Source organism: Cutibacterium sp. 37298, assembly GCF_023838685.1.
Classification (GTDB): Bacteria; Actinomycetota; Actinomycetes; order Propionibacteriales; family Propionibacteriaceae; genus Cutibacterium; species Cutibacterium acnes.
Genome location: NZ_JAJNRJ010000003.1, coordinates 131,320 through 144,499, shown reverse-complemented (window position 1 = coordinate 144,499; position 13,180 = coordinate 131,320). Strand labels below are relative to the sequence as shown.

General features: G+C 59.5%; 10 protein-coding genes and 1 pseudogene. 7 read left to right on the top strand and 4 right to left on the bottom strand.

Annotated features, from left to right (window positions below):
- Positions 1-81: 81 nt before the first annotated feature.
- The gene (locus tag LRP59_RS09310; RefSeq protein WP_080542573.1) at positions 82-750 is read left to right on the top strand and encodes a hypothetical protein; all 669 of its coding nucleotides are present in this window, start codon (positions 82-84) and stop codon (positions 748-750) included.
- Between the two features lie 44 nt (positions 751-794).
- Here the strand turns inward: LRP59_RS09310 and coaA are convergent, their stop codons facing one another.
- The 3 genes and pseudogenes from coaA to LRP59_RS09295 all read right to left on the bottom strand — a co-directional run bounded on the left by coaA (position 795) and on the right by LRP59_RS09295 (position 4,064).
- Entirely contained in the window at positions 795-1,778 is a 984-nt protein-coding gene (gene coaA / locus LRP59_RS09305; protein ID WP_002522082.1) for a type I pantothenate kinase, read from the bottom strand.
- Between the two features lie 128 nt (positions 1,779-1,906).
- A pseudogene (locus LRP59_RS09300) lies at positions 1,907-2,916 on the bottom strand (esterase/lipase family protein).
- Between the two features lie 128 nt (positions 2,917-3,044).
- The gene (locus LRP59_RS09295; RefSeq protein ID WP_002522084.1) at positions 3,045-4,064 is read right to left on the bottom strand and encodes a triacylglycerol lipase; all 1,020 of its coding nucleotides are present in this window, start codon (positions 4,062-4,064) and stop codon (positions 3,045-3,047) included.
- Between the two features lie 179 nt (positions 4,065-4,243).
- Here LRP59_RS09295 and glmS point away from each other — a divergent pair, with 179 nt between their 5' ends.
- From glmS to LRP59_RS09280, 3 genes are all read left to right on the top strand, one after another.
- Positions 4,244-6,091: a glutamine--fructose-6-phosphate transaminase (isomerizing) gene (gene glmS, locus LRP59_RS09290; RefSeq protein WP_002514799.1), complete on the top strand. Its 1,848-nt coding sequence runs from the start codon at positions 4,244-4,246 to the stop codon at positions 6,089-6,091.
- A gap of 121 nt (positions 6,092-6,212) precedes the next feature.
- A complete protein-coding gene (locus LRP59_RS09285; RefSeq protein WP_002514798.1) occupies positions 6,213-6,560 on the top strand; it encodes a holo-ACP synthase in 348 nt (115 codons plus the stop codon).
- 90 nt (positions 6,561-6,650) lie between these two features.
- Positions 6,651-8,096, top strand: a complete 1,446-nt coding sequence (locus tag LRP59_RS09280) for an NAD(P)H-hydrate epimerase (RefSeq protein WP_002514797.1) — start codon at positions 6,651-6,653, stop codon at positions 8,094-8,096.
- Between the two features lie 43 nt (positions 8,097-8,139).
- On the opposite strand, the gene LRP59_RS09275 is transcribed toward LRP59_RS09280, so the two are convergent.
- Positions 8,140-9,279, bottom strand: a complete 1,140-nt coding sequence (locus tag LRP59_RS09275) for a glycosyltransferase family 1 protein (RefSeq protein ID WP_002514796.1) — start codon at positions 9,277-9,279, stop codon at positions 8,140-8,142.
- Between the two features lie 288 nt (positions 9,280-9,567).
- On the opposite strand from LRP59_RS09275, the gene LRP59_RS12250 reads away from it, so the two are divergent.
- Genes LRP59_RS12250 through LRP59_RS09265 form a run of 3 tightly spaced genes read left to right on the top strand, consistent with a single transcriptional unit; the run spans position 9,568 to position 12,946 of the window.
- Positions 9,568-9,873 (top strand): peptidase inhibitor family I36 protein, encoded by a 306-nt coding sequence (locus LRP59_RS12250; protein ID WP_002533556.1) that lies wholly within the window; start codon positions 9,568-9,570, stop codon positions 9,871-9,873.
- Positions 9,874-9,911: 38 nt separating this feature from the next.
- On the top strand, positions 9,912-10,607 hold the full coding sequence (locus tag LRP59_RS09270) for an ABC transporter ATP-binding protein (protein WP_148378589.1): 696 nt from the start codon (positions 9,912-9,914) through the stop codon (positions 10,605-10,607).
- Positions 10,607-12,946 carry a hypothetical protein gene (locus tag LRP59_RS09265; RefSeq protein WP_002537435.1) on the top strand — a complete coding sequence of 780 codons (2,340 nt, stop codon included), beginning with the start codon at positions 10,607-10,609 and terminating at the stop codon, positions 12,944-12,946. The genes LRP59_RS09270 and LRP59_RS09265 overlap by 1 nt, the downstream gene beginning before the upstream one ends.
- Positions 12,947-13,180: the final 234 nt, after the last annotated feature.

Here is a 13,180-nt window from a genome sequence, read left to right as displayed (position 1 = left end):
CGCCCAGATGCCGACCTGCCCGGTCTGGACGTCGGGGCGGCGAACCGTCTGCGATCGGTAGTCGAGGAGTCTTTGACAGCCATGGGCATCGACGCTGATGTCTCAGGTGACCATGCTACGACTGCTATCGGTGATATCCCGCTAGTTCCGATCGCTGAGGAGTTGGGTGGCCATCACCGTGACGACTGGGAGCTGGTCGTCGACGAGCTTGTCACGCGGATGGTGCGGTCTCTTTTCGACGGTGCCACTCGCCTGACCGACGCCACCCTCGCTGCGCACGTCGTCGTCAAAGTAGTGGGGAATCAGGAGCGCGCCGGACGCAGCTTCGACTACGCGCGGCCTTTCGTCTCGAACGTTACTGGCCAGACCGTCCCCGGGCTGGTTGTCGCTTTGGCATGGTTCGACGGCGACGTTGAGCTGCTCAACGACGCCGCACTGGCTGAGGTTAAAGATCGTGACGTGGCATATCGTCTCGGCACCGAAAGATTGGCGTCGGCCCTTGTTGGTGAGCTTTCTTTCTCCCGCGACGGTGACGTCCTAGTCGTAGCTGGTTCGTCGTGGCTGGTGTCGTCATGGCCGTTGGCGAAGGGAGCGGGGCGCCCCATCGCCAACGAGTTCGGTGGCAGCGTGGTTATTGGGATCGAGGCGCCGGATCGCGTTGTAGTAGCGCCGCCGGGCTGCGAGGGGCAGATCGACCAGGCCTTGTCGGCGTCGCGAATCGCGGATCCGTTCCCCTGGCATGTCATGTGACCGGTAGAGCCTCTGAAGGTCAGGCCCGAGGAGACAGCACCGACTCAAACTTTCCTGATCCACACATTGCGGACCTCGTGGTCGGGACCCTTATGCAGGATCGCGGTAGCCCGGCCGCGGGTGGGCAGCACGTTCTGCACCAGGTTCGGGCCGTTGATGGTGTCCCAAATCTCCTTAGCGATGGTGATGGCTTCGTTGTCGGGCATTCGTGCGTACTCACCGAAGAACGAGTGGGGGTCGGTGAACGCGGTTTGCCGCAGGGTGAGGAACCGGTTGATGTACCACCGGATGATGTCGGCCTCCTCAGCATCGACGTATACCGAGAAGTCGAAGAAGTCGCTCAGGGCCAGTCCCATTGTCCCACTGCTGCGCCGTCGTGGTGGCTGTAGAACGTTAAGCCCCTCAATAATGAGGATGTCGGGTTGCCGGACGACGAGTTGCTGGTTGGGCACGATGTCGTAGGTGACGTGAGAGTAAACCGGTGCGGTGACTTCAGGCATCCCGGACTTGACATCGACGACGAACCTCAGCAAGGCCTTGCGGTCGTAGGATTCAGGGAACCCCTTGCGGGAAAGCAGCTCGCGTTCCTCGAGTACCCGGTTAGGGTAGAGGAATCCGTCGGTCGTCACGAGGTCCACGACCGGACGGCGCGGGGAACGTCCCAGGAGCTCCCGTAGCAGACGAGCCACGGTCGACTTGCCAACGGCCACCGACCCGGCGATCCCGATGACAAAGGGGGTGCGCTTCATGCCGTGGCGGGTGAGTTGCAGGAAGTTATTGGAGGCGTCGAAGAGGGCGCCCGTGTGCATGCAGTACAGGTGGATGAGTTGGGTCAACGGGCGGTACACCTCGACGACGTCGCGGTGACTGGTGGGGTCGCCGAGACCACGGATGTGGTCCAGGGTGGCCTCGTCGATATCGATCTCGGTCGAGTCCGAAAGTACGGCCCACGATTCTCGCGATAATTCGATGAACGGCCCCGGTTCGGTGTTGTCGTCGTCAACGGGAGTGGTGGGGGTCAAGTTCATCGGGCGCCTCCGAATGGTTGGTCGTAGTGACTGTACTTCACCGCGACGTTGGGGACGTGGTTAATGCGACGTTGATGGGCACATTTCCGAGTAGCGTCGAGCCATGCCCATCGAATCTTGCTGGCGCCCTAACTGGGCCTGAATGGGCGAATGGTGCAGGTGACCGGGGCGGCCCGCTCGGGGTCCAAGGCGTTGATGACAATCTGAAGGGTCATCGGGTCCTAGGGATATCCGTGTGGGCGCTGTGGTCCAAGGGACAGACGTCTTGGATGACGATGTTCTTGACCCCGGGCTCATTGATGAAGGTATTAGTCCACGGAAATACTCGGTTGTCGAACCGGGTGGCGATGACGGTGTATGTGATGCCGGGGACGGTCATTCCATCCGCGTTGAGTTCCCTGAGAAATGTGGAGTCTTGCAACTGTTGGGGCAGGGATTCCAGCTTTCGAAACTGTGCTGCAGCATTGAAGATAGTGCTGAGCGGGTTTCCGCTGGCATTGAGGAACTTCTCCAGGCCGAGCATGCGTGTTCCCCTGTTGGAAGGAACCAAACCGACGAGATGAGGACTTTCTTGGCGCCCCGTAATATTTGATGTACGCGCGCGGCAGGGGGCCGCCGCCCTGAGAATGGCCGACGAGGTTGACCTTCTGAGCACCGGTTGCCTTGAGCACTCTGTCAACGAAGTGGGCCATGAAAGCTGCCGTGGAGTAGATGTTGCCGCTGGTCTCAGCGGCTTCCACAAGCGGATGTGTTTCCGGGTTGTAGTTGAACGTGTAGGCGCAGAATCCTGCTGCCTTGAGGCGGGGACCGTAGTACGACCACGTGATGAAGGCGTCCTCGGATGTGCCCGGGATGAGCACGACGGGATGGGTGCCTTTCCTCGGTTTGCAGGTGAAGTCGTTGGTGCCCGGGACTTTCGTGCCGGGGTTCTTCATTGCGAACCTGATTGCAGAGGTCCAGCTGGGCATACTTGGCCCCTCAATATTCGAGGGGATTCCGTCGGGGCTGTGAGGCGGGTAACCCCGCCTGGATGTTCGGGAGTGATGTCGGTAGGCGGGCTGGCGAAGGCGGTGGTCGTCGTGCCCATGGCGATCATCATTGTGGCAAGGAGGGTTGTGAGTAACCAGTTTTTCTTCATGGATCTTCTCAGATGCATCTGCGGTTGTTGGTTATCGTGCCGGCAGGGGGCGCGATGCTGGCCTCACGACGACGTGTGGGGCCCTCGATATGAAGGCCCCACAGTCGGGATGGGGCGGTATCAGGTGATTAGCCGATGAACGGCTGGAATACGCATGTCACTGGTTGTGCGTGATCAGGATCCAAAGCATTAACGGCCATCTGGTAGACGTTCACGTCATAGGTGAAATTGACGTGGCTGGCGTGATCGTCCCGGCAGGTGTCCTGAACGAGGATGTTTTTGACACCAGGCTCGTCCAAGAAAGCGTTGGTGAATGGCACGACCACGTCGTCGTAGCGGCCTTCGATGACTGTGTACTTGACGCCGGGGCGGGTCACCGGGCCGTTGCCATAGAGCTCCTTGTTGAAGTTGGAGAAGCCGAGTTGCTGCTCATAGCTGGCGATGTGGGCTTTGGCGAAGGTGGCCTCGATCTTTTTGTGTTTTGCCTCGGAGATGGACTCGTTCACGAACCTTGAGACGGCTCGGGGCCCGACGCCGTGATTCGACGGGGCAAGGGCGATGAGCTTGTTGACCTTTTTGTCCCCGCCGAGTTTGGTGATGTAGTAGTTCGGCAGCGGGCCGCCACCCTGGGACCACCCGATGAGGTCGACCCTCTTGGATTCGGTGGCCGTGAGGACACGGTCGACGAAGCCGGAGACGGCCTTCGCGGAGACGCGGATATCACCGGTATAGGCGAAGCTTGGCAGCAGCTTGAGCCCGTTGAAGTTGGGGGAGAAGACGCAATAGCCGAGTTTAGTGAGCTTCGGTGCGTACATCGACCATGACGCATAGGCGTCGAAATTAGTGCCGGGAAGCAGGACGACGGGGTTCTGACCTTCGCGCGGTTTGCAGCTGAAATTGTTGGCCCCCTGCGGGTTGGTGCCGGGGTGGGCCAAGGCATAAACAGAAGCAGGATAGATGAACAGTTTGATCGGGCCGTTGCCGGCAGATGGAATACCGTCCGGACTGCCGGGCATAGTGATTTCCGGCGGAACCGAGGTGTTGCTGTCAGCGGCGTGCGCCGGGGCTGCCGAGATGGTTGCGAAGGTGGTTGCCACGATGGTCGTCAGCGAGGTCAGGGCTGCTGCGATCTTCTTTGATCTTTTCATGTTTTCTCCATATCTTGCGTCGATGCAGGATGTGAGTTTGACGCTATGAATCGTCGGGGTCACGTGAGGCCTCAGATAGCGAAGTAGTGCATACGTGCAGATGGTCGTGTGAGATGTTGTTCAAACGTGCAGGCGTTTCAAGTCGCGGAGCCGCTCATGATTCATGTACGTTTCTTGCCATGTGCGGAATTGTTGGTTACTCGGGCCATCGGCAGGCTGAACGCGTCATCATCGACGGGCTCCGGCGTCTTGAGTATCGAGGATATGACTCGGCCGGTTTGGCGGTCGTGGCGGACGGAAACTTGTACCGAGCCAAGAAGTCGGGCAAGCTAACTCATCTCGAGGAGGAGCTGGCAGTCCATCCGCTCCCAGAGTCCACTCAAGGTATCGGTCACACTCGGTGGGCCACCCACGGCGCTCCCACTGATGAGAACGCCCACCCCCACATTTCCTTCGACGGACGCGTCGCAGTCGTTCACAACGGCATTATCGAGAACTTCGCCGCGCTGCGCGCTGAGCTTGTGAGCGAGGGCATCACTTTTTCGTCGGAGACTGACACCGAGACTGCCGCTCACATGCTCGCCTTGGAGATGCAGCGAAGGTCCTCGCTGACAGAGGCCATGGGGGCGGTGGCGTCACGACTCGAAGGAGCTTTCACACTGGTGGCCGTCAGCCCGGACGCCCCCGACACAGTGGTGGCCGCTCGTCGCAACTCTCCACTCGTCGTCGGGCTAGGGCAGGGGGAGAATTTCCTAGCCTCCGATGTCGCAGCGTTTATCGAGCACACCCGCGAGGCTCTCGAACTGGGCCAGGACCAGGTTGTTGTGCTCACCCCCGATGAGGTCACCGTCACCGACTTCGAGGGCAACCTCAGCCAGGCCCGCCCCTATCACGTCGACTGGGACCTGTCAGCAGCTGAGAAGCAGGGCCACGACTGGTTCATGCGCAAGGAGATCTTCGAGCAGCCACGTGCGGTGGCCGACACGTTATTGGGTCGTTGGTCCGACCGTGGTGATCTAGTCCTTGACGAAGTGCATATCTCGCCGGAGGAGTTGCGCCGCATCAACAAGATTGTGGTCGTCGCATGCGGGTCAGCGTATTACGCCGGCATGGTTGCCAAGTACGCCATCGAGCACTGGACGAGGGTCGCGTGCGAGGTCGATCTGGCCAGTGAATTCCGCTACCGCGACCCGATCATCGACCCAATGACGCTCGTCGTGACGGTTTCCCAGTCTGGTGAGACGGCCGATACTCTCATGGCCATCCGACATGCTCGCGAGCAGCATGCCAAGGTCATCGCGATCTGCAACACCAACGGCGCGACGATTCCCCGCGAGTCCGATGCCGTTATCTACACCCACGCTGGCCCCGAGATTGGCGTGGCCTCAACCAAGGGGTTCCTCACCCAGGTCGTCGCTTGCTATCTGCTGGGCCTCTACCTGGCTCAGGTGCGTGGTATGAAGTACGGAGACGAAATCCGCGGCGTAATGTCTGAGCTCGACCAGATGCCTGGCAAGATTCAGGAAGTTCTCGACGAGATCGAACCGGTTTATGAGTTGGCTCGTGTGATGGCGAAAGAAGAGGAAGCGGTGTTCTTCCTTGGGCGCCACGTCGGTTATCCAGTGGCCCTTGAGGGTGCTCTCAAGCTCAAGGAGATCGCCTATATGCATGCCGAGGGGTTTGCTGCTGGCGAGCTCAAGCACGGCCCCATAGCCGTCATCGAGGAGGGCACCCCGGTCTTCGTCGTTGTGCCACCGAAGGGGCGAGATCAGCTTCATGACAAGGTAGTCTCTAACATCCAGGAGATCCGTGCCCGTGGCGCTAGGACGATCGTGCTTGCCGAGCGAGGGGACGACGACGTCAAACCGTACGCTGACACCTTCGTCGGGCTTCCGGCTTGCTCGACCCTGCTCCAACCGTTGGTAGCCGCAGTGCCATTGCAGGCTTTCGCCTGTGAACTGGCCACCGCCAAGGGTCATGACGTTGACCAGCCAAGGAATCTGGCCAAGTCCGTCACGGTGGAGTGAGCTCACTCAGACTAGGTGCCCCCGGCGTTGGCCCCGGGGGCACCTTTGGTGATGTGCCGTTCGTACGTCAGGCGGCAGTCGCCAGGTGCTCGGAACTGACCGGACCCCTAATCTTGACCCTATGATCATCGGAATCGGGGTGGACGTCTGCGACATCTCCAGGTGGGAGGCTGCTGTACAACGCCACCCGGGGATGGTCCGCAAGATGCTCACTCATACTGAGGCTGTGATGCCGGCGCGCTCTCAGGCTGCCCGATTTGCCGCTAAGGAGGCCCTGTACAAGGCGTTGGGTGGAGGAGAAGGACTCTCCTGGCAAGACTGCGAGGTGGTCACTGACGGTGAAGCTGTGAGGTTCGAACTTCGTGGATCGCTGGCTCGACGCGCCGAGGAGTTGGGTGTGCGTAGGGTTCATCTCTCACTGACCCACGATGCCGGTGTCGCGGTGGCGATGGTGGTCTGCGAAGGTTAAGTCGCGCCTCCCCATCCCGCCCTTGTCATCGTGGTTGAATGAATACCAATCTGCAGCGAGAGCCCCGGGCGGGGCTGAAGGGGGATCGTCATGGCAAGTGTCTGTACCGCCGAGGCCACCCGAGCAGCTGAGCAGAGGTGGTTTGATGCCCACCCGGGACAAGACCTCATGGACATTGCCGCTCAGGCCGTCGCACGAAAAGCTCAGGAGCTTCTGCTGGGCGGAGCCGTCGATGAGATCATGCCTGATTGGGCAGCGTCCCAGTGTGTTCTCGTTCTCGTTGGTGGTGGGAATAACGGCGGTGACGGGCTGTTCGCAGCTGCGGCTTTGGCCCAGCGCGGGTGGCGGGTCGAACTCGCTCAGGTCATGGGCCAACCGCACGAGGCTGGCATGGCTGCCGCGCTCGACGCTGGTTGCATCCGTGTCTCACTCGGAGAGGTCACCAGTCACTCGTACGATCTCGCGATTGACGCTGTTCTCGGCATTGGAGGCCGTCCAGGTATTCCGCAGTCTCTAGAGCGAATCGACACCTGGTTGCGTGCTCGCCAGATCCCAGTGCTCGCGGTCGATCTACCATCGGGCCTAGATGCGAATTCTGGTGAGGTGGAGTCCTGTGTTCACGCCGCATACACCATAACCTTTTCCAGCCTCAAGTGGTGCCATATTGCTCACCCGGCCGCCCGCTATTGCGGAGAGTTGGAGGTTCATGACATCGGCCTCGACTTTGTCGACGATGATGGCGAGTGTCTCGATGATGTCGATGAGTATTGCGACCTCGCCGAGATGGCGTCGCTGTGGCCGGTACCTGGCGCGCTTGACGACAAGTACTCTCGCGGGGTTGTCGGCATCGATACCGGATCCGAGAAGTTCCCGGGGGCTGCTGTGCTCGGCGTTCTCGGAGCGTTGCGCACTGGCCCGGGAATGGTGCGGTTTTCTGGGCCAAGCGCCATCATGGCTTTCATTCTGAGCCGGGCTCCGTCCGTTGTTATTGGTGAGGGTCGCGTTCAGTCCTGGGTTATTGGGTCTGGTTGGGGCACTCACGATGGCAACGCTGACCGATTTATTCAGCGGGCGGCTGAAGGCGTCCCCATGGTGATCGACGCTGATGCCCTGGCCCTCCTCCCGGCAGAGTTGCCGGAGGGATGTCTACTTACGCCCCACGCTGGGGAGCTGGCCCGAATGCTGCGGATAGAGCGCAGTCAGGTAGTAGCCGACCCGCGAGGCTCGGTTGTCCGTGCCGCCCAGCGGTTCGGCGCGACCGTCCTGCTGAAAGGCTCTATCCAATGGGTTGCCCGTCCTGACGGGGGCGTTCGTGCCGCTCTTCCTGGTCCCGCATGGACTGCTCAAGCTGGGTCTGGTGACGTTTTGGCCGGAATGTGCGGCACTCTCATGGCCGCCGGACTACCTGCTGACGATGCGGCTCTATGCGCCGCCGGAATGCAAGCCACCACGGCTATTTCAATGCCAGGGCCGTACGCTCCGGACCAAATTGCCGAATTGCTGCCCGGAACCGTCACAACGGTTCTGTCACGCTGATGAGCCCCGGTTTCGCACCAGAATGGGACGTCCGAAAGGGGTGTTAAAGGACTGCACGAATCCTCGTTGAGCGTCCAGCTAGCCGAATTGCTTCTTTGTAGTGCTCGACGAGTTCGGCGCACAGGTTCTCCCAGGTGCGGTTCTCGATCGACGCTCGTGCTGCTATGCCCATGGCGTGTCGCTTGTAGTCGTCACCGACGAGATCGATGACGCGAGAGCGGAAGTCGGTCATATCGCCAGGCTCGTAAAGCCATCCAGTGCGAGACGAGTCAATGAGGTCGATGGGACCGCCCTTGCGCGGGCTAATGACTGGGAGGCCACAGGCCTTGGCCTCCTGGACAGCCTGGCAGAAGGTCTCGAGTTCGCCCGTCGAGCAAAACACATCCATGCTGGCGAGGGCACGGGGGAGGTCCTCCCCGCCGAGACCGCCGGTGAAAACAGCATGAGGAAGCTGCTTTTCCACCTCGGCGCGAGCCGGGCCATCTCCGACGATGACGAGCTTGGTGTTGGGGATGTCAGCGAGGTTGGTCATATCGGCGACCCGTTTCTCGGCAGCTAGACGCCCCATATACCCGATGACTACCTCGCCGTTGGGAGCCCATTCGTCGTGCAGTTGTTGGGAGCGCTTTGACGGATGGAATCGCACCTTGTCGACGCCACGTCCCCAGATGTCTACCCGGGGCACGCCATGGCTGACGAGTTGGTCGCGGGAGAAGGTGGAGGGTGCGTAAGTCGCCACAGCGAGGGAGTGAATCTGACGCACGCGGTACCAGCCGTAAAACTCGAGTTTGCCCAGCCCGTAGCGGCCCGCGTAGGAGGGGATATCGGTCTGATAGATCGCCACTATAGGTATACCGAGAGAGGCTGCCGCCATGGCACCCTTATACCCAATCATGAATGGTCCGGCCAGATGCACGACGTCAGGCTCGAACTCCGATAGGTAACGTTCCATCGTCCATTGCGGGCTGGTGGAGACACGGACGTCTTGGTAACCCGGCCAGTGCAGGGAAGCTAACGGAATGACGGGGAATCCGGCGTACTCGTGTGGGGTATCGGCATCACCGGGGGCGAGCACGATGGCATCGTGGTCATGGGCGCGAAGGTGCTCCAGAACCCGCAGTACTGAGTTCGTCACCCCGTTGACCTGGGGCAGGAATGACTCCGTGATGATCGCAACACGCACAACTTCATGGTAACCGGGACACGCGACACCTTGGCGGGGTCGCGGTGTCGGGGTGGTGAACTTGGGGTGACGAGATCACCTGCGGTTCGTGGGGACAGGCGTGCGGCGTGCATCACCCTTCATTCGCGGGGACGTTGTGTGAGCCTCGTCGCCCCTTGCCACGTCAGATATGCGTAGGTTACCCTAACGGCAGCTGTCCGTCAGATTGCGGATGCCCCACAACCTACTCAACGAGGAGTCATCATGATTCGATTACCCAAGTTAGTGAGCGTAGGAGTCCTCACTGTCATGTTAGGGGGGAGTTTTGCTGTCGCGCCCTCTGTGGCTCATTCTGGAAGCCTTGAGCTATTCGCTGAGCCACATTACAAGGCGCGTATCGGATATCGAACAACGACTGGGGGTTGGAATATTAGCAGGGGCAATAATGATACACTGAGTTCGGTGAAGAATCACACGAACTGGTCAGCTGCATTTTGGTACGATGCACATCAAGGAGGTCGTTGTTGGGATTATAGCCCCAAGACTGATGACCCCTATTTCTGGTGGTATGACGACAATCAGGCATCATCCTTCGCTCTTGGGCGCGGGTGTTGAGCCGGCGGTCTCCCTCGGATCGATCCACCGCCATCGTCATGGAGGTCAGTGCTGGCGGTGGATCAATCGTCGTATCGGGGGTATCTCACAATTTCTCGACCACGCACAATCGCAATCTCGTCCTGGATGACGTCACCGTCTCCATGCAGCCTGGGGTAATGACCCTGCTGCATGGGGTGAGCGGATCAGGGAAGACGACATTGCTCAACATCATGTCAGGCTTACTGAAGCCGGCCTCGGGAACGGTGTTCGTTGAAGGTAGCGACATTTATTCCCTGTCGACGTCCGAGCGCGACGATATTCGCCTTAACCGCATCGGAATGATCTTCCAAGAGCACTCCCTCATCGTCGATTTCACGGTTCGGGAGAATGTCGAACTCATTCTTCGGGTTCGTGGATTCGGCTCTCGTTCCCGCGTTATGGCGATCGAGGCTCTCGAACGGGTTGGGATCGCCCACCTCCAGGATCGCTATCCTCGACAGCTATCCGGTGGTGAAGCCCAACGGGTCGGGATAGCCCGCGCCATAGCTGGAGACCGTCCAATACTGCTAGCCGATGAGTCTACTGGCCAGCTCGATCGGCGCAATTCTCAGATGGTCTTTGAGCTGCTGCGCGCACTTGCTGAAGATGAGAAGGGTCGCACCGTCGTGCTCTCTTCTCATGACCCTACAGCCAAGGAATATGCGCACCGATCCTGCGAATTGGTCGATGGTCACCTGGAGGATTCCTGCTGATGTGGGTGTGGGATCTGGCTGCCTTGATGTTGCGCTCCCGGAAAAGCTGGTTGCGCATGGTTCCTATGGCTGTTGCTTTACTTATCATGACCGTCAGCCTCGGGGTGAATCGTTCCATCAACCTGAGCCCGGAACAATCGGTGACATCGACGCTCGGGGCAGCCGATGGCTTGGTAAGTCCAGGATTTTCAGTTCTTGCTGGGTCGTCATCTCCTACCGTGCCTATTAATCGATGGAAAGTCCGCCAAATCAATCCATATCTCGAAACTCAAGTTTCCGTGAAGGGATTGCCTGAGGAGGTTCTCTATCAGGAATCCAGCATGCCGGGAATCAATACTAAGGGAAGATACGCTTTAGTCTCTGGAAAATGGCCTACAAAACCCTCTGAAGTTGTTGTTACTCCATCTCTGAGGCAAGGGATCGGTGGCAAGAATAAGCTCGTCCTGGAGCCTGGGAACTACGATCTCACTATCGTCGGAACAGTTGGGGCAACGTTCGATAAGTCTTCTCGTGAAATCCTGGCTCACTCTGGAACATGGCAGGCGTGGCCTCTGACTCAAAAACAGGCTAAAATATCTGGGTTGAGTGGAAACTATCTTATTTTCTTTACCTCGTCTGATTCAGCTGGAACGTGCAGCAAGGTTAATGACGATTTGGGCTCCGATCCTCTCGATTCTGATGCATGTACAACGAGGGGGCAACTCCTCTCCAAGGAATTTGCACCGCTATCTGGAAAGAAAATCGTCGAGCAGTATCTGGCTTGGTTTCTCGTCGCCGGCTTGGGGGCGGGTTTGGCTGCTGCGGCCGCCACAACGTCGGCGCGCCGAATCATCGCACCTCTTACTGCCATGGGCGTGCCGCGTCGCAAACTAGCTCTGTCGCTGCGAGTCGTCACATTGTTCATGAGCATGGCTACTGCGGCAGCAAGCCTTGTTACTGGTGAGCTGCTCGTCATAGCTATTCGGCCATTATTGGCCCGTTTCTCCGATAGCCCGCTGTCACCTGTCTCATCACCCACTATGAGCGCTGTCACCTGCCTGGGTGCCGCCATCGTGACCGCCGTCGTCATGGTTACCCCGAGCAGTCAGCGGGAACGCAAGGTTCATGGCAAACGCATCAATGTGAAAATGGCTCGTCTGTTGGCATGGAGTGGCGCTATCGTGGCCTGCGCCCTCTTGGTATGGGCTTCAGTGGCAGCGAAAGCCTCGCTGATGTCGGTGGCCATCGTTTCCGCGCTCTCGTCGTTGACGGCAGGACTGGTGGCACCGTGGTTACTGGCTTTGGTCTCAGGACGCGACGTTTCACCGGGCCGCAGGCTCGCCGCGTCTCGTGCCCTTCGCTCTCGGGGTTCATGGCACGGACTGTTCGCAGGGCTCACGGCAGGGCTTGTTGCCGCTACTGCTACAGGTCTGCTTATTGTCGCCTCACTGTTCGCACAGATGAATGCCACTAGTTCCACGGGTATCCCGCACGGTATGGCCTACTTTCTGGCAGAGCCGGGGTTCTCCCCTTCCCTGCCCGGCAATCTCGTCAAGCAGTTCGACGACGACTTGCACGGTGCCCGTAAAGTGCCGATGACATACGGTTCTAGCGACGACCGCGCTGGCAATTCTGTGGCGTGGTGGGCCTTTCACAACGTCGACGACGTCGCCAGTATTCTCCCCCTGACTGATGGGCAGCGTCGTCAGTTGCAAACAGCCGGAAGTTTGCGGGTCACTACCGATGAGCAGGCTTCCAACACCGAAATCACTGTGCCCAGAGACCTTGGCTGGCTTGGCCAGATTAAGGTCATCGGGCATGGGAATACCCCACCAGCTAAGTCCAGTGACTCGTCGGTGAGCAGGGGATTCTTATATGTCGGCCTGAGTCCAAACCAGGAGGACACCGCCTACCACTGGGCTACGACGCACCACATTGATCCGTCTTATGTCATGGCCCCACGAATAGCGCCCAAGGTTCCCTTACCCGCGGCGACCCTCGTCGCTACCGGGCTGTTCACCATGATGACGGTCATCATGGCTGGCTCCCTGGCCCGAGACGAGCGCTTGGCGCAGAGGCGACTCACTGCGCACCTGCGACGCCTCGGACTGACACCGCGCTGGGTGGACGGTGTGATCTTCTTCGAGGTCGCCATGACGTGTGTCGTCGCGGTCATCGCTGGCACGATAGGATCGCTGCTCGCCTTGCTGGCCACCAGTCGAATCATGTCCGGTACGATGGATCTGGTTCACAGCGGATGGTGGGTTTTGGCTGCGCTCGCGGGATCGGTCATGGTTGGTTCCACCCTCGGTGCCACGATCCACCGGCCCTACTCGTGGAACACGACCATCAGCGACTGACGTTCCTTGAGGAATGCGGTCGATTTCGTCGATGCGACCTTTTTGGGTACAGTATTGACGTTGGCAACGGCCCGATTCGTTCGAGCCTATGATGCGTTTCAGTTGCTCGATGCGCCTTGAGGGCGTGGCGGGGTCACCGGCTCCGGTTCTATTGCATTCACCTGCACGGCAGCTATTTCGCCCAGCCATCGAGACAGACAGCCATCCAGGATTCCATCACCGAGACCCGCTTTG

What these genes read in the sequence shown, in the direction of transcription:
- LRP59_RS09310 (WP_080542573.1), top strand. Translation starts at nt 82, where the DNA reads ATGGGCATCGACGCTGATGTCTCAGGTGACCATGCTACGACTGCTATC.
- coaA (WP_002522082.1), bottom strand. Translation starts at nt 1,778, where the DNA reads ATGAACTTGACCCCCACCACTCCCGTTGACGACGACAACACCGAACCG.
- LRP59_RS09295 (WP_002522084.1), bottom strand. Translation starts at nt 4,064, where the DNA reads ATGAAAAGATCAAAGAAGATCGCAGCAGCCCTGACCTCGCTGACGACC.
- glmS (WP_002514799.1), top strand. Translation starts at nt 4,244, where the DNA reads ATGTGCGGAATTGTTGGTTACTCGGGCCATCGGCAGGCTGAACGCGTC.
- LRP59_RS09285 (WP_002514798.1), top strand. Translation starts at nt 6,213, where the DNA reads ATGATCATCGGAATCGGGGTGGACGTCTGCGACATCTCCAGGTGGGAG.
- LRP59_RS09280 (WP_002514797.1), top strand. Translation starts at nt 6,651, where the DNA reads ATGGCAAGTGTCTGTACCGCCGAGGCCACCCGAGCAGCTGAGCAGAGG.
- LRP59_RS12250 (WP_002533556.1), top strand. Translation starts at nt 9,568, where the DNA reads ATGTTAGGGGGGAGTTTTGCTGTCGCGCCCTCTGTGGCTCATTCTGGA.
- LRP59_RS09270 (WP_148378589.1), top strand. Translation starts at nt 9,912, where the DNA reads ATGGAGGTCAGTGCTGGCGGTGGATCAATCGTCGTATCGGGGGTATCT.
- LRP59_RS09265 (WP_002537435.1), top strand. Translation starts at nt 10,607, where the DNA reads ATGTGGGTGTGGGATCTGGCTGCCTTGATGTTGCGCTCCCGGAAAAGC.